The sequence below is a fragment of the Rhizobium sp. 01T444 genome (genome assembly GCF_056398305.1).
In genome coordinates this window covers 84,040-99,213 of the sequence record NZ_JBFTPD010000020.1, presented here as the reverse complement: position 1 = coordinate 99,213, position 15,174 = coordinate 84,040, and the positions used below count along the sequence as shown (strand labels likewise).

Sequence of the window (15,174 nt, the reverse complement as noted above, 5' to 3'; positions counted from 1 at the left end):
TGATTCACTTTCCGGCTTTATCTTTCTGAATTGAAATGAAAAAATTAGCCCGCTCCAATCGTCAGCTCGGCGACGAAGTCATAGGCATCGCCACGATAAAGCGAGCGGGTGAATTCTACCGCCCGGCCGGAACCGAGATAGGAAATACGCTCGATGGAGAGCCCGGCCTGGCCAACGGGGACGCCGAGCAGATGGGCGTCGGCTTCCTTCATGTTGGTGGCGGATATGCGCTGGACGGCGCGCACCGGGCGCACGCCCCGTCGTTCCAGCTCGGCATAGAGCGAATTGGTGACGGCAGAGGGATCGGGCAGGAATTCGCCTGACACGCTCGCATGTTCGATCGCCAAGGGCTCGTCGTCGGCTATGCGCAGGCGCGAGAGGCGCGAGACCTTGATGTCGGTGCCGAGGCCGAGGATCATCATCTCGTCGGGCGAGGGGGTGTGGATGCCCTTGTGCAGCCATTCGGAGCGGGCGGTCATGCCGCGCCGGGCCATGTCCTCGGTGAAGGAGGTGAGCTGCGACAGGCGCTGTTCGACTTTCGAAACCGGCTTTGCGACAAAGGTGCCGGAGCCGTGGCGGCGCACGAGCAGGCCGTCGGCCACGAGCTCGTCGATTGCCTTGCGTACGGTCACGCGGCTGACGGCGGCAAATTCGGCGATGTCGCGTTCGGGGGGCAGGGCATCGCCATGGGCGAGCGTGCCGGTACGCACGGCATCTTCGAGTGTGCGGCGCAGCTTCACGTAAAGTGGGCCGGTGCCGCCGGCCTGCAAGCGTTCGGGTGAAAGGATGGAGGCGAGATCGTCGGTCATGCCACACCTCTCTGCCGTTCGTTCCGAAGCTTTACGGCAAGGTCGACGGCGCCCTGCAGCGCATCGGCCTTTGGTTCTACGAGAAGGGCCTTGTGCCGATCGGCAAGCCACGGATGGTAGGCTTTGGCCAGTCCGCCAAGCAGGCAGATGGACGGGCATTCCGCCCATGAGAGTGCATCGAGGCTTTCACCGATGGCGCGCGCTGCATCCTTGACGATCTCGATTGCGGTGACATCGCCGGCCTGAGCGCCTTCGAAGACCATCGGCGCAAAACGCGCGAAGTCCGTCGGCCGGGCTGTGTGGGCAAATTCGACGACGCGTTCCGGATCGTTGCCGTATTCGGCCATGACCTTTTCCGTCAACGGTGAGGCAGTGCGAACTCTATCATAGGCAAGCAGGGATTTTTCCAGGAGATCGCGGCCAAGCCGGGCGCCGCTTGCCTGATCGCCGACGATCGAACCCCAGCCGCCGATCCCGTGCAGGTTGCCGTCCCGGCGGGCATTATAAACGGAGCCGGTTCCGAGAGCGCCGATAATGCCGTCGCCGTCTCCGAGCGCGCCCTGCAGCGAAATCAGCGCGTCGGTGACGACCTGGCCGTTTCTGAAGGGAAGAGCCTTTTCGATGCGCTTGCCGTAATCGCCGACATTGGCACCGGCGACACCGATGACCGCAGTGGCGGTGGAAACGGTTTCATTTTTAAATCCTGCATCACGCAGAGCCTGACGAGCGGATTCGACGATATTGACGAGAGAGTTTTCCAGATCGGAAAGGATGTTGGCAGGGCCGGCCTTGCCGCGGCCGATGACATTGCCCATTCTGTCCGCAACTGCGGCCCGGCAGCTTGTTCCACCACCATCTATACCGATTGCAAGTTCCGTCATCGGACCTCCGGATACGCCGTTCCCTTGTGTTTTTTAATACAATACCAAAAAAATACCATTTACCAAGCAGAAATGACCGGGAAATTCTTTGTTTTTAACATATTGATTTTAAACAATAAAATTTTTTTATGAATTTTCTCAGGTCCAGAAGTTAATTTCGGCTGGACAATTGGTATTTTTTTGGCCTTAATTCCGCAAAAGGGAACAGCGTATCGAGGCATGTGAAAACCGGCAAAGAAAAACAGCGCCGGCCAGGTTTCGAGAAAGGTGCAGGCAACGATCCGCAGGAGCCGACATGGCTCGCGGAAGCGCGCGGCATCCTTCCAAGTTTTCCCTTATTTTCTGGCGCCCGGTTCAGTGTATCGGGAGGGCGCACCGTCCGGCCGGAGGCTATCGTCTTCCGTCTCGACAGAGCTTCGGGGCCGGCAATCTTGGCGGCTCTAAAAGGGGCGTTGGGTGTTTCCTCAGACACGCCAACTGCTTGTTTCAGATCGAAAACAGCGCCTAGCGGCGCTCAAAACAGGAGAGGGAAATGAAAAACACTGCTCTGAAAAGCCTGCTGCTTGCCTCCAGCCTGCTGTCGTCAGCTGGTCTCGTTCATGCCGCCGATGTCACGCTGACGATCGAAAGCTGGCGTAACGATGACCTGCAGATCTGGCAGGAAAAGATCATCCCGGCTTTCGAAGCCAAAAACCCGGGCATCAAGCTCGTCTTCTCGCCGACCGCGCCGACAGAATACGATGCTGCAACCTCTGCCAAGATCGATGCCGGCAGCGCCGGTGACATCATCACCTGCCGCCCCTTCGACAAGTCGCTGGCGCTGTTTAAGAACGGTAATTTGACGAGCTTGAACGATCTGCCGGGAATGGAGAACTTTTCGCCGGTGGCGAAGGCCGCCTGGACGACCGACGACGGCAAGTCGACCTTCTGCGTGCCCATGGCTTCGGTCATCCACGGCTTCATCTATAACAAGGATGCCTTCGACAAGCTCGGCATCGCCATTCCGAAGACAGAAGACGAATTCTTCGCAGCCCTCGACAAGATCAAGGCTGACGGCACCTACATCCCGCTCGCCATGGGCACAAAGGATCTCTGGGAAGCCGCAACCATGGGCTACCAGAATATCGGCCCGAACTACTGGAAGGGCGAGGACGGCCGTGAAGCTCTGATCGCCGGCAAGCAGAAGCTGACCGACGCCGACTGGGTCAAGCCCTATGAAGAGCTTGCCAAGTGGAAGCCCTATCTCGGCGACGGTTTCGAAGCCCAGACCTATTCGGACAGCCAGAACCTCTTCACGCTCGGCCGCGCCGCCATCTATCCGGCCGGCTCTTGGGAAATCTCGCTCTTCAACACGCAGGCGCAATTCAAGATGGGCGCCTTCCCGCCGCCGGTTCCGAAGGCCGGCGACCAGGGTTACATCTCCGACCATCCGGATATCGGCGTTGCCCTGAACGCCAAGAGCAAGCACCAGGAAGAAGCCAAGAAGTTCCTTGCCTGGGTCGCTTCGCCCGAGTTTGCGGATATCTACGCCAATGCGCTGCCGGGCTTCTTCAGCCTGAACTCCAACCCGGTCAAGATGACGGACCCGCTCGCTCAGGAATTCGTTTCCTGGCGCGGCCCGTACAAGTCGACCGTCCGCTCGACCTACCAGATCCTGTCGCGCGGCACGCCAAACCTCGAAAACGAGACCTGGGTTGAATCGGCTAACGTCATCAATGGCACGGACACTCCGGCCGTTGCTGCCGAAAAGCTCCAGAAGGGCCTCGACAGCTGGTACAAGCCGGCCAAGTAAGCTGAAAGCATGAGAGGAGGGCGGCAGTCCGATTGCCGCCCTCATTCCTGTCTCCTCGGGCTAGCCCGAGGGATGTCATAGGAATCTAGCCACGCAAAGTCTTTCGCGTGAAAGAGTCTCCCGCGCCGCCGAGGCGGCGCTGCTCGATCCCTGTGACAAGTAGGGATGAGGGAGAGAACGAAGCCAAAAGCGAGCCAAGCGATGACCGATCAGACATCGGCAATTCCTGAACCGATCAAGCGTCCCATACGCTGGCATATCGGCATCTTCCTTCTCCCGGCATTGATCGTCTATTCGGCGATCATGGTCCTGCCGCTGATCGAAACGCTCCGGCTTTCCTTCTACAACACGGTCGATGGCGCACCGACGTTTGTCGGCTTCGCCAATTACAAGGTTCTGTTCGGCGACCAGCGCTGGGCGCACGACTTCTGGAACGCGCTCGTCAACAACCTGATCTTCTTCGCCATTCATATGTGTGTGCAGAATCCGATCGGGATTGCGCTTGCCGCACTTCTTTCGACGCCGAAGCTGCGCTTCGTCGCCTTCTATCGTACGGCGATCTTCCTGCCGACGCTGCTTTCCTTCGTTATCGTCGGTTTCATCTGGAAGCTGATCCTCTCGCCGATCTGGGGCGTTGCTCCCTGGCTGATGAGCCTTGTCGGTGCGAAGTGGCTTTTTGCGCCCTGGCTCGGCCAGTCCGGTCCGGCGCTGGTGGCTGTGTCGCTGATCTCCAACTGGCAATATATCGGCATTCCGATGATGCTGATTTATGCCGCGCTGCTGAGCATTCCTGAAGAGGTGATCGAGGCCGCGGAATGCGACGGGATCACCGGCTGGGCGCAGTTCTGGAAGATCAAGCTGCCGCTGATCCTGCCAGCGATCGGCATCATCTCGATCCTGACCTTCGTCGGCAATTTCAACGCCTTCGACCTGATCTATACCGTGCAGGGCGCGCTTGCCGGCCCCGACATGTCCACGGATATTCTCGGCACGCTGCTCTACCGCACCTTTTTCGGCTTCCAGCTGCAGCTCGGCGACCGCTCCATGGGCGCGACGATCGCAACGGTGATGTTCCTCATCATCCTTGCCGGCGTCTCCTTCTATCTTTTCGCCATTCAGCGGCGCATGCGCCGCTACCAGTTCTGAGGAGTGTGAGCCCCATGTCGAACAGAGCGCGCACATCCCCCATCCGCACCGGCCTCGTGCATCTGGCGCTGATCGGTTACACGCTGATCGCCATCTTCCCGGTGTTCCTGACGATCATCAATTCGCTCAAGGACCGCAACGCGATCTTCCGGTCGCCGCTGCAGGTGCCGACGCCTTCCACCTTCAGCCTCGTCGGCTATCAGACGGTGTTGGGGCAGGGTGACTTTGCCACCTATTTCCAGAACAGCTTCATCGTGACGATCGTTGCGATCTTCCTTGTGCTGCTGTTCGGGGCGATGGCCGCCTTTGCGCTGTCGGAATACCGTTTCCGCGGCAATACGGTGATGGGCCTCTACATGGCGATCGGCATCATGATCCCGATCCGCCTCGGCACGGTCGCCATCCTGCAGGGCATGGTCGCGAGTGGCCTCGTCAATACGCTGACGGCGCTGATCCTTGTCTATACGGCGCAGGGCATACCGCTTGCGATCTTCATCCTGTCGGAATTCATGCGCACCGTCTCCGACGACCTGAAGAATGCCGGCCGCATCGACGGGCTCTCGGAATATTCGATTTTCTTCCGCCTCGTGCTGCCGCTGGTGCGGCCGGCTATGGCGACGGTCGCCGTCTTCACGATGATCCCGATCTGGAACGACCTGTGGTTCCCGCTGATCCTGGCGCCATCCGAAGCCACCAAGACCGTGACGCTCGGTTCGCAGATCTTCATCGGCCAGTTCGTCACGAACTGGAATGCGGTTCTGGCAGCACTGTCGCTCGCGATCCTGCCGATCCTCGTCCTCTATGTCATCTTCTCGCGGCAGCTGATCCGCGGCATTACCTCGGGAGCCGTCAAGTGAGCCAATCCGAAAAGCCGATCCGCGTTCTCGTTGCCGGCCTCGGCAATATGGGCCGCAGCCATGCGCTCGCCTATCACAACAATCCGGGCTTCGAGATCGTCGGCCTCGTCAACCGCTCCAAGCCGTCGCAGCTCGCGCCCGAGCTGGATCAATACACGATCCATCCGGACTTCATGACGGCGCTTGCCGAGCTGAAGCCGGATCTCTGCTCGATCAACACCTATTCCGACAGCCATGCCGATTATGCCGTGGCTGCCTTCGAGGCCGGCTGTGACGTTTTCGTCGAAAAGCCGCTGGCAACGACGGTTGCCGATGCGGAGCGTGTCGTGGCTGCGGCGAAGAGGGCCGGCAAGAAGCTGGTCATCGGCTATATCCTCCGCCACCATCCGTCGTGGAAGAAGCTGATCGAGGAGGCAAGGAAGCTCGGTGGTCCCTATGTCTTCCGCATGAATCTCAATCAGCAGTCCAGCGGCCCGACCTGGGCGACGCACAAGTCGCTGATGCAGACGACTTCGCCGATCGTCGATTGCGGTGTCCACTATGTCGACGTCATGTGCCAGATCACTGATGCCAAGGCGGTCGAGGTGCGCGGTATGGGGCTGCGGCTGTCGAACGAGATTGCGCCCGACATGTATAATTACGGCCACCTGCAGGTGCTCTATGAAGACGGTTCCGTCGGCTGGTACGAGGCCGGCTGGGGGCCGATGATCTCCGAGACCGCCTTCTTCGTGAAGGATGTCATGTCGCCGAACGGCGCCGTTTCGATCGTCATGGACCCGAAGGCGAAGTCCGACGATATCGACACGCATACCAAGACCTCCGTCATCCGGCTGCATACGGCAGAGACCGGCCCGGACGGCAAGTTCATCCGTCCCGATCAGGACATGACGATGGAAGGCGAGCCCGGCCATCAGGCGCTTTGCGACCTGGAACAGGCCTTCGTGCTGCGCGCTGTCAGCGAAGATCTGGACCTTACTCGCCATATGGATGACGCCGTGGCCTCGCTGCGCATCTGCCTTGCCGCTGACGAAAGCGTGCGCACCGGCCGACCGGTTAGACTATAAGGAAAGACTAGTGGGATCGCTTCAACTCAAATCCATCCGCAAGGCCTATGGCACGCATGATGTGCTGAAGGGCATCGACCTCGAGGTCAAGGACGGCGAATTCGTCATTTTCGTCGGCCCTTCCGGCTGCGGAAAATCAACCCTGCTTCGCAGCATTGCCGGCCTGGAAGACGTGACCTCGGGGGCCGTCATCATCAACGGCCGCGATGAGACGCTGACGCCGCCGGCCAAGCGCGGTATCGCCATGGTGTTCCAGTCCTACGCGCTCTATCCGCACCTGACGGTCAAGGACAATATGGGCCTCGGTCTCAAGCAAGCCGGGACGGCCAAGGACGAGATCGAGAAGCGGGTGAGCAAGGCGTCGTCGATGCTGTCGCTCGAACAGTATCTGGCGCGTCGTCCGGCTGAGCTTTCAGGTGGTCAGCGCCAGCGCGTGGCGATCGGCCGTGCGATCGTGCGCGAGCCGGAACTCTTCCTGTTCGACGAGCCACTCTCCAACCTCGACGCGGCGCTGCGTGTGCAGACCCGCCTGGAGATCGCCCGCCTGCACCGCAGCCTCAAGGCGACGATGATCTATGTCACCCACGATCAGGTCGAAGCCATGACGCTCGCCGATAAGATCGTGGTGCTGAATGCCGGCGCAATCGAGCAGATCGGTTCGCCGATGGAACTCTACAACCGCCCGGCCAATACATTCGTCGCCGGCTTCATCGGCTCGCCGCAGATGAATTTCATTGCCGGCGACAAGGTCGGCGATGCGGACGCAAAAACGGTTGGCATCCGCCCCGAACACCTGACGCTGTCTCGCGACAACGGTACCTGGAAGGCGAAGACTGTACATGTCGAGCATCTCGGCGCCGACACAATCGTCTATCTGGAATCCGACCAGTGCGGCCTGCTGACCGCGCGTCTCTTCGGCGAACACAAGTATGAACCCGATGAGATTGTCTATGCGACGCCTGATGGCGGCCACGTCCATCGCTTCGATGCGAACGACCAAGCGATCCGTTGATTGCCACCTGAATGAAAAGCCCCGCCATCGAGCGGGGCTTTTTCTTTCGAGCGACAGGTAGATGGGTCAACGCCGAAAAAGCCGTCCATCGATGATGATCAGGCTCGTCATGATCAGGATCATCCCGCTGAACTCGAACGTTTCCAGTCTTTCGCCGAGAAAGACCGTGCCCAGCAGGATCGCGCTGACGGGCACCAGCAGCGTCACGAGGGAAGCATTGGTCGCTCCGGCCGAGGCGATGAGGTTGAAATACAGAATGAAGGCGAAGGCGGTTGTCAGGATCGCGAGAACCAGTACGGCCATCCATATCGGAACAGACGGCGTGACGATGTCGGCCGGGCTGTAGAAAAAGAAAACGATCGGCAGCATGAGGATGGTCGCGCCTGTCAGTTGGCCGGTCGCGACCACCGTCGGGCTTATGCCTTTGAAGCGTTTGGCGTAGACAACGGCGAAGGCATAGGAGACAGCGGCTCCGATGACTGCGAGTTTTGCCCATGTGGGTCCGCCAAGATTGGAAAGAAGTCCAGGGCCGATCATGACGGCAGCGCCTGCGATGCCGATCGCGACGCCTGCGATCTTCACGGTTGAGATCTTTTCATCCGGTGTCAGAGTATTTGCTACGAGGATCGTCCAAAGAGGTGTTGTTGCGTAGAACACCGAGGCGAGGCCGGCGCCGATTTCCGTTTGGCCAGTGAAGATCAACGAGAAGGGAATGACGTTGTTGAGCAGGGCGAGACACAGAAAAGAGCCGGGCCGGGCGAGAACGGGCGCGAAGGAAATGCCGCGCAGCTTCAACCAGAGATGCATGACCAGCGCGGCAATCGCCACGCGATAAAGCACGAGGGCCAAAGGCGGAATTTCGGATACGGCTATGCGGGCGAAGAAGAACGACCCGCCCCAAAGTGCGCCCAGGAGCGCGAGCTGGCCCCAATCCTTCGCCGACATTGATTGTGTCATCGCTTCGGTGCGCAAAGCCGTCATCCAATAGATGGAGATATGCCTTGCACTCTATCCCCGGCTGGGGCGGCCGACAGCAACGGAACAATCCGGATATCCGAATTCTATGGAATCTGGTGCTGTCTTATCCCGATCGGCCGGATTGATATGTCTGGACTGAATTCCGGGGGATCAGCCGAGAACCGGGCGCATGAAGCTGCGCTCATAGCTGATGATGCTGCGGTTGCGCTTGTCGAGCTCGAAGGCGGCCTGGCATTCCGGGTCGCTTGCCATACGGGTGCGATAGTCCTCATAGGCGGCAAGGCTCGGGAAGGAAAACAGCGCAACTGCAATGTTGTTTGCGCCCTCGGACGGCAGGAAATAGCCGTGATGGGCACCGCCCATCCTGTTGACGATGGGGATCCAGAGCCGGGCGTATTGTTCGAATTCGGCAAGCTTGTAAGGGTCGATGACGTATCGCAGATGGCAGGTAATCATTGAAAGACCCCGTTGTGGAACGACCGAGCGGATGGCCGTCCGGTCTGTATTGCTTGCCCGGATTCGAGGCAAGCCGTTGGTCAGTTCCTTTACGCTGCCTTCCGTTTCGATGCTATCTCCCTGGCCTGGATATTCAGAGGGGCAGGGGCTCATGAAAATTAGGTAGCAGGCATGCAAAAGGCGCCGCGTTGGCGGCGCCTTCGTTTGATTTCAGTCTCTTCCGATCAGTCGCGGATGACGAGCAGGTCGGCAGCCATGAAGCGGAGCGTCACGGTTTCGCCAGCGGCCGGCGGGGTGACGCCGGGGCTGTTGAACATGTCGAAGGAGATGACGTTGCCGCCGACATTCATGCGGGTGCGGATGACCGAACCCAGGAAGTGCGCGGAGACGACCTGACCGGTCAGCGCAGTGTCGCTCTGGGTGCCTTCGGCGAGCGAACCGGCTTCCGGGCGGAGCGCTAGCTGAACGGTGTCGCCCGCCTTGTATGTCTGGACCGACTGTTTCAGCGTCACACCCTGATCGCCGATCTGGATACGATTGCTATCCGGGTCAACCACCTTGGCTTCGATGAGGTTCAGCGTGCCGACGAAGGAGGCGACGAAGCGCGTTGCCGGCGTGTTGTAGATCTCGAAGGGCGTGCCGATCTGGTCTGCCTTGCCGCCATTCATGACGACGATGCGGTCGGAGATCGAAAGCGCTTCTTCCTGGTCATGCGTGACGAAAACCGTGGTGATGCCAAGCGACTGCTGGATCTGGCGGATTTCTTCGCGCAGCGACACGCGGATCTTGGCATCGAGAGCCGAGAGCGGTTCGTCGAGCAGGAGCACCTGTGGCTTGACGGCAAGCGCACGGGCGAGTGCGACGCGCTGCTGCTGGCCGCCGGACATCTGGTAGGGGAAGCGATCTGCCAGGTGATCGAGCTTGATGAGGCCGAGCATTTCCTTGACTCTGCTGTCGACCTCCGGCTTCGGAGCACCCGCGACCTTCATGCCGAAGGCGACGTTGTCATGCACCGTCATGTTCGGGAACAGGGCGTAGGCCTGGAAGACCATGCCGATGTTGCGCTGGTTCGGCTTCAGCGCACGCTGGTCCTTGCCGTTGATCGTCAGCGTGCCGCCGGTCGGCGTTTCAAAACCAGCGATCATGCGCAGGACGGTCGTCTTGCCACAGCCCGATGGTCCGAGGAAGGAGACGAATTCCCCTTTCTCGATGTTCATGTTGAAGTTTTTGACGACCTGCGTCTGGCCGAAGGATTTCTGAATGTTGGTCAGCGTAAGAAAAGACATGAGCCAAATACCTTATACCCTAGCCGGGCGGGCTTTGCCAAAGCGGGAAACGAGATTGAGCAGGCCCATGCTGAGCCAGGTGATCGAAAATGCGATGACGGCGAGCGCCGAAGGCTCATAGGCCTGGTTGGCGCCGACACGCTGCAGGTAGGGGCCGAAAGCAGGGCGGCCGAGCAAGGCTGCCATGGTGAATTCGCCCATGACGATCGCGAGCGTGATGAAGGCGCCCGAAAGCACGCCGCTCATGACGTTCGGAAAAATGCACTTGAACATGATCGTCGTCCATCGCGCGCCAAGGCTTTCGGCTGCTTCCGTCAGCGTGCGGACGTCGATGGCGCGCATGGCGGTATCGACGGCGCGGTACATGTAGGGCAGCGAGAGCGTGATGTAGGAGAACATCAGCAGGATGTTGGTGCCCGTCGTGGAGCCGGTCAGCGGCAGGTACGAGGAGGACTTGTACATTTGAATATAGCCGAAGACGATGACGATCGCCGGGATGACGAGCGGCAGCAGCGTGATGAATTCGACGACCTGACGCATCTGCGGCAGGCGTAGGCGCACCCAATAGGCAGTCGGTACGACGAGCAGCATGCCGAAGACGATGGTCAGCGCGGCCATCATCATGGAGTAGCCGAACGTCTCGCGGAAACTGGCATCGGAAAAGACAGACTGATAGGCGTCGAACGAATAGGCGTCACGACGCTTGCGCAGGGAGAATTCCAGCGTACCGAGAAGCGGGACGATGAAATAGGTTGCACCGATGATGATGGCGATCCAGGCGCCGATACGTTGTCCCTTCATTTTTGCCACCGTTCAGCGCGCATGCGCAGCATGAGATAGAGAACATTCGAAACGCCGGTGATGACGATCATGCCGAGCGCGATCGCGTAGCCGAGATTGGCGTTGTGAAGCACGTCGCCCTGGATCTGTGCGTAGAGCAGGATCGGGACGATGTTGAGCGACGAGCCGGTCAGCGCATAGGCGGTTGCAATGGCGCCGAAAGCGTTCGCAAACAGAAGCAGCGTGGTACCGAGCAGGCTTGGCCAGAGGATCGGCAGGGCAACCATTGTCCAATACTGGCGGTTGGTGGCGCCGAGGATTTGTGAAGCTTCGCGCCATTCCTTCTTCATGCCGTCGAGCGCCGGCGTCAGGATCAGCACCATCAGCGGGATCTGGAAATACATGTAGGTGATGGTGAGGCCGAAGAAGGAGAGAAGGTTAAAGCCGGTGCCGTAAAGGTTGAAGCCGAACCAGTCGCGCAGGAAGAGCGTCACAAGGCCGGTGCGGCCAAGCGTTGCCAGGAAGGCGAAGGCGAGCGGCACGCCGGCAAAGTTCGAGGCAACGCCCGAGAATGTCAGCAGCGTCGCGCGGACACTGCTCGGCAGGCCGCCGAGCACGACTGCCCAGGCGAGAAAGAAGCCGATCAGCGCACCACCAAGAGCGGATGCGACCGAGACGCGGATACTGATCCAGTAGGCGCTCATAATGGATGGGGTGAAAAGATCGCTGATATTTTTCAGCGTTAAATCGCCATCGGGCGTCAAAAACGCGCCCGCCACAAGATACAGAGTGGGGATGATCAGGAATAGCAGAGAAAAAATAATAAAGGGTGCAATGCCCAGCCAGTCGATCACACGATCTTTGTTGATCAAGGGGGCAGTGCTTACCATAGGCGTTGAAACGGTGCTCATGGAAAAGCTCATCCTGGGGCGTCGGAGTGAGAAAAGCCTCCCCGCCTTGGTAGGCGGGGAGGCGAGGTCAGATATTACTGAACGTTGGCGCCGACGACGCTATCCCACTTGGTGGTGATTGCGGTCTTGCCCTTGTCCTGCTCGTCGAGCGTCGGGAAGACGGCCTTTGCATAGCCTTCAGCCGGCGGCAGCTTGTCGAGCAGTTCCTTCGGAACCTTGCCCTTCTGAGCGAGGTCGTTGAAGCGGATCGGGTGGCAGTAGCCCTTCAGCCAAGCGAGCTGGCCTTCGTCCGAATAGAGATATTCCATCCAGAGCTTGGCAGCGTTCGGGTGCGGAGCGAAAGCGGAGATCGCCTGAACGTAAACGCCTGCGACAACGCCGGTCGACGGAACGACGACTTCAACCGGCGGGTTGCCGGCAAGGCTGTCGCGCCATGCGAGGCCGTTGTAGTCCCATGCGACGACGATCGGGGTCGAGCCCTGAGCGAGCGAAGCGGACTTGCCGATAACCGGAACGAGCGCGCCGGCCTTGTTCAGCTCTGCGAAGTAAGCGAGACCAGCTTCACCAGCCTTCGTTGCGTCCTTTTCACCGGTTGCAAGACCGGCAGCGTAAACGGCCTGAACAGCCTGGTTCGAAGCGCGCGGGTCGCCCGCGAGCGAAACCGTGTTGGCATATTCCGGCTTCTTGAGGTCAGCCCAGTCCTTCGGGACGTTCTTGACGATATCGGTGTTCACGACGAAGGAGAGAACGCCGTAGTAATCGCCGTACCAGTAGCCTTCGGCATCCTTGGCGCTGTCCGGAATGGAATCCCAGGTGGAGACCTTGTAAGGCTGGATCAGGCCGTCCTTCTTGGCAGACGGACCGAAGGAGAGGCCGACGTCGATGACGTCAGGCGCCTGCGGGCCGGTGTTGCCCTTGTTGGCCTTGATTGCTTCGACTTCGTCGCCCGAACCTGCATCCGGGTTCAGTTCGTTGATTTCGAGGCCGTACTTGGCCTTGAAGCCTGCGATGACGTCGCCGTAGCCGCACCAGTTATGCGGGAGAGCGATCGTGGTCAGCGTGCCTTCCTTTTTGGCGGCAGCGATAAGATCAGCGCTCGGCTCAGCTGCTGCGATCGCAGTCGAAGCAACGATCATCGCAGTAGAAAGCGAGAGCAGTCGAGAAATGTTAGAGATCACTGTTGTTCTCCTTCGGGTTTTCAGTGTCCGATGTGCTGTTACTGGCGTTAGATGAAGCTTGTATGACAGTTGAATGACGTTAATTTTCTCATGAATAGCAGGTGCTTGCGCCAATGTTTCATTTGCGACAGGCTGTCCTGTTTCCGCGAAATCCGTCATTGTTTTTGCCCTTTTTTTAGTTGTCCCTCCTAACCGGGTTTGCGGAAAAGCCGGGTCTGTTCGAACAGGCCTTCCAGCGTTTTCATGCGCTCCTTCGTTTCGTCCCAGGTCGAGTTCTGCACCGCCTCGATGAGCGCCTCGACGATAAAGAGTGTGACAACGGAGGAATCCCAGGCCGACGGCGCCTCGATCTGCACGCGAAAGGCGTGACGGGCGAGCTTGGCAGCGGGCGAAGCCCACTGGTCGGTGAAGACGATGATTTCGGCTCCGCGCTTACGGGCGGCAGTGGCGAGGCTCACCATTTCCTGCTCGTAGCGGCGGATATCGAAGATGATGAGCAGGTCACCCGGATTCATATTGAGGACGTATTGCGGCCAGCTCGACGAATTGGAAGAAAGCAGCGCCGTGTTCGGGCGGATGACCTGCATATGGGTGAAGAAATATTCGGCAAGTGCGCCGGTGATGCGTCCGCCGACGAAATAGAGCGTGCGCTTGCGGTCCGAGAGCAAGGCTGCGGCGTTATCAAAGGTAGCCGTATCGAGATCGGAGAGCGTCTGGCGCAGATTGCCCATGATGGCATCGGCGAAGCGGTTCAATATATGGGTGCCCGGCGCGTTCTGGGCCCAGCGGTCGTGCTTGGCGATCGGATTGGAAATCGTCGCCTCGACTTCCTGATGCAGATGCTGCTGGAAGTCCGGATAGCCCTTGTAGCCAAGCTTCTGGACCATGCGCACGACCGTCGGCGTAGAGACGCCGGCATTTTCAGCAATCGTGGTGATGCTGCCGAGGCCGGAGACGGGGTAGTTGTCGAGCAGGCTTTCGGCCAACTGCTTTTCGGCGCGTGTGAGCACGCCGAGATGTGAATGAATGACGTCCGAAACGGTCTTAGCCGCGACACTCACGTGATTTTGCTCCCCGGGATGGTCTGATGCCACTTTCCCACTGAAAGTTAACAACGCTGTCACAATCCATGTCAACAAGTGTCATGAAAAGAAATTTTCAGAACGCGCTTGACACTGTCGAGAACCTGAAGAATTCTTTTCTTGTAAAGATTTTATTAAGCGATGGAGAGGTGCTGTTGGTGCTGGCTCAGCCCCGAATTCTCAGCGAAGCGGACGGCGATTGCGTCGCAATCGAACGCGTCCACGGCAAGAGTCCCGTGCTCATCATCTGCGAGCACGCATCCCGCACGCTTCCTGAACATTTCGGTAATCTCGGCCTCTCCGAAGAAGCGCTTTTAAGCCACATCGCCTGGGATCCGGGCGCGCTTGCCGTTGCCCGCGGCATTTCGGCTGCTCTCGATGCGGCGCTCATCTACCAGCGCTTCTCCCGGCTGATCTATGACTGCAACCGGCCGCCGAGCTCGCCGGGCGCCATGCCCGAGGTCAGCGAGATCTACACGATCCCCGGTAACAAGGATTTGACCGGGGAAGAGCGCCTTGCGCGCACCGAAGCGCTTTACCAGCCGTTCCACGATGCTGTTCGCGCCWTGATCCGTGACCGCCAGGCGAGGGGGCAGGATAGCGTCATTGTGACGATTCACAGTTTCACACCGGTCTATAATGGCCAGCAGCGCGCCGTCGAGCTCGGCATCCTCCATGACGAGGACAGCCGCCTTGCCGACCGCATGCTGGTATCAGCGGCCGAGGCGCCGCTCTACCGCACCGAACGCAACGAGCCCTACGGGCCGGAGGACGGCGTGACGCACACGCTGATCCTGCACGGCATTTCCAACGGGCTTCGCAATGTCATGATCGAGGTCCGAAACGACCTCATCGCAGACGATACCGGCCAAGGGGTCGTGGCCGACTATCTCGCAAGGCTCATCCAGGAAAGTCTGGACGCCTGAATAAAACATAAGACCC

At 59.4% G+C, this 15,174-nt stretch carries 15 protein-coding genes; 6 read left to right on the top strand and 9 right to left on the bottom strand.

Features of this window, described 5'->3' with window-relative positions; genetic code table 11:
• Positions 1-44: 44 nt before the first annotated feature.
• Positions 45-809 carry a GntR family transcriptional regulator gene (locus AC1DTN_RS24580; RefSeq protein WP_113324559.1) on the bottom strand — a complete coding sequence of 255 codons (765 nt, stop codon included), beginning with the start codon at positions 807-809 and terminating at the stop codon, positions 45-47.
• The gene (locus AC1DTN_RS24575) at positions 806-1,690 is read right to left on the bottom strand and encodes a glucosamine kinase nucleotide-binding domain-containing protein (protein ID WP_477922989.1); all 885 of its coding nucleotides are present in this window, start codon (positions 1,688-1,690) and stop codon (positions 806-808) included. Before AC1DTN_RS24575 ends, AC1DTN_RS24580 begins: the two co-directional genes overlap by 4 nt.
• Positions 1,691-2,222: 532 nt before the next feature.
• Here AC1DTN_RS24575 and AC1DTN_RS24570 point away from each other — a divergent pair.
• The 5 genes from AC1DTN_RS24570 to AC1DTN_RS24550 all read left to right on the top strand — a co-directional run bounded on the left by AC1DTN_RS24570 (position 2,223) and on the right by AC1DTN_RS24550 (position 7,561).
• Positions 2,223-3,482, top strand: a complete 1,260-nt coding sequence (locus AC1DTN_RS24570) for an ABC transporter substrate-binding protein (protein WP_439015967.1) — start codon at positions 2,223-2,225, stop codon at positions 3,480-3,482.
• A 201-nt stretch (positions 3,483-3,683) separates the two neighbouring features.
• Positions 3,684-4,628, top strand: a complete 945-nt coding sequence (locus AC1DTN_RS24565) for a carbohydrate ABC transporter permease (RefSeq protein ID WP_439015966.1) — start codon at positions 3,684-3,686, stop codon at positions 4,626-4,628.
• Between the two features lie 14 nt (positions 4,629-4,642).
• Positions 4,643-5,485, top strand: a complete 843-nt coding sequence (locus tag AC1DTN_RS24560; protein ID WP_439015965.1) for a carbohydrate ABC transporter permease — start codon at positions 4,643-4,645, stop codon at positions 5,483-5,485.
• A complete protein-coding gene (locus AC1DTN_RS24555) occupies positions 5,482-6,549 on the top strand; it encodes a Gfo/Idh/MocA family protein (RefSeq protein ID WP_477922987.1) in 1,068 nt (355 codons plus the stop codon). Before AC1DTN_RS24560 ends, AC1DTN_RS24555 begins: the two co-directional genes overlap by 4 nt.
• Before the next feature lie 10 nt (positions 6,550-6,559).
• Entirely contained in the window at positions 6,560-7,561 is a 1,002-nt protein-coding gene (locus AC1DTN_RS24550) for an ABC transporter ATP-binding protein (protein ID WP_477922986.1), read from the top strand.
• A 66-nt stretch (positions 7,562-7,627) separates the two neighbouring features.
• On the opposite strand, the gene AC1DTN_RS24545 is transcribed toward AC1DTN_RS24550, so the two are convergent.
• The 7 genes from AC1DTN_RS24545 to AC1DTN_RS24515 all read right to left on the bottom strand — a co-directional run bounded on the left by AC1DTN_RS24545 (position 7,628) and on the right by AC1DTN_RS24515 (position 14,211).
• Entirely contained in the window at positions 7,628-8,506 is an 879-nt protein-coding gene (locus AC1DTN_RS24545) for a DMT family transporter (RefSeq protein ID WP_477922984.1), read from the bottom strand.
• 183 nt (positions 8,507-8,689) lie between these two features.
• On the bottom strand, positions 8,690-8,995 hold the full coding sequence (locus AC1DTN_RS24540; protein WP_439015962.1) for an NIPSNAP family protein: 306 nt from the start codon (positions 8,993-8,995) through the stop codon (positions 8,690-8,692).
• A 224-nt stretch (positions 8,996-9,219) separates the two neighbouring features.
• Positions 9,220-10,281 (bottom strand): ABC transporter ATP-binding protein, encoded by a 1,062-nt coding sequence (locus AC1DTN_RS24535; protein WP_477922982.1) that lies wholly within the window; start codon positions 10,279-10,281, stop codon positions 9,220-9,222.
• A gap of 12 nt (positions 10,282-10,293) precedes the next feature.
• A complete protein-coding gene (locus tag AC1DTN_RS24530) occupies positions 10,294-11,082 on the bottom strand; it encodes an ABC transporter permease (RefSeq protein WP_113324551.1) in 789 nt (262 codons plus the stop codon).
• Positions 11,079-11,972 (bottom strand): ABC transporter permease, encoded by an 894-nt coding sequence (locus AC1DTN_RS24525; protein ID WP_477922981.1) that lies wholly within the window; start codon positions 11,970-11,972, stop codon positions 11,079-11,081. The genes AC1DTN_RS24530 and AC1DTN_RS24525 overlap by 4 nt, the downstream gene beginning before the upstream one ends.
• 74 nt (positions 11,973-12,046) lie before the next feature.
• Positions 12,047-13,150 (bottom strand): ABC transporter substrate-binding protein, encoded by a 1,104-nt coding sequence (locus tag AC1DTN_RS24520; protein ID WP_439015960.1) that lies wholly within the window; start codon positions 13,148-13,150, stop codon positions 12,047-12,049.
• 188 nt (positions 13,151-13,338) lie between these two features.
• Positions 13,339-14,211, bottom strand: coding sequence for a MurR/RpiR family transcriptional regulator (locus AC1DTN_RS24515; RefSeq protein ID WP_113324548.1), 873 nt, complete (start codon positions 14,209-14,211; stop codon positions 13,339-13,341).
• Between the two features lie 176 nt (positions 14,212-14,387).
• Here AC1DTN_RS24515 and AC1DTN_RS24510 point away from each other — a divergent pair, with 176 nt between their 5' ends.
• A complete protein-coding gene (locus AC1DTN_RS24510) occupies positions 14,388-15,158 on the top strand; it encodes an N-formylglutamate amidohydrolase (protein WP_477922980.1) in 771 nt (256 codons plus the stop codon).
• The last annotated feature ends 16 nt before the right edge of the window (positions 15,159-15,174 follow it).

What these genes read in the sequence shown, in the direction of transcription:
- AC1DTN_RS24580 (WP_113324559.1), bottom strand. Translation starts at nt 809, where the DNA reads ATGACCGACGATCTCGCCTCCATCCTTTCACCCGAACGCTTGCAGGCC.
- AC1DTN_RS24575 (WP_477922989.1), bottom strand. Translation starts at nt 1,690, where the DNA reads ATGACGGAACTTGCAATCGGTATAGATGGTGGTGGAACAAGCTGCCGG.
- AC1DTN_RS24570 (WP_439015967.1), top strand. Translation starts at nt 2,223, where the DNA reads ATGAAAAACACTGCTCTGAAAAGCCTGCTGCTTGCCTCCAGCCTGCTG.
- AC1DTN_RS24565 (WP_439015966.1), top strand. Translation starts at nt 3,684, where the DNA reads ATGACCGATCAGACATCGGCAATTCCTGAACCGATCAAGCGTCCCATA.
- AC1DTN_RS24560 (WP_439015965.1), top strand. Translation starts at nt 4,643, where the DNA reads ATGTCGAACAGAGCGCGCACATCCCCCATCCGCACCGGCCTCGTGCAT.
- AC1DTN_RS24545 (WP_477922984.1), bottom strand. Translation starts at nt 8,506, where the DNA reads ATGTCGGCGAAGGATTGGGGCCAGCTCGCGCTCCTGGGCGCACTTTGG.
- AC1DTN_RS24540 (WP_439015962.1), bottom strand. Translation starts at nt 8,995, where the DNA reads ATGATTACCTGCCATCTGCGATACGTCATCGACCCTTACAAGCTTGCC.
- AC1DTN_RS24535 (WP_477922982.1), bottom strand. Translation starts at nt 10,281, where the DNA reads ATGTCTTTTCTTACGCTGACCAACATTCAGAAATCCTTCGGCCAGACG.
- AC1DTN_RS24530 (WP_113324551.1), bottom strand. Translation starts at nt 11,082, where the DNA reads ATGAAGGGACAACGTATCGGCGCCTGGATCGCCATCATCATCGGTGCA.
- AC1DTN_RS24525 (WP_477922981.1), bottom strand. Translation starts at nt 11,972, where the DNA reads ATGAGCACCGTTTCAACGCCTATGGTAAGCACTGCCCCCTTGATCAAC.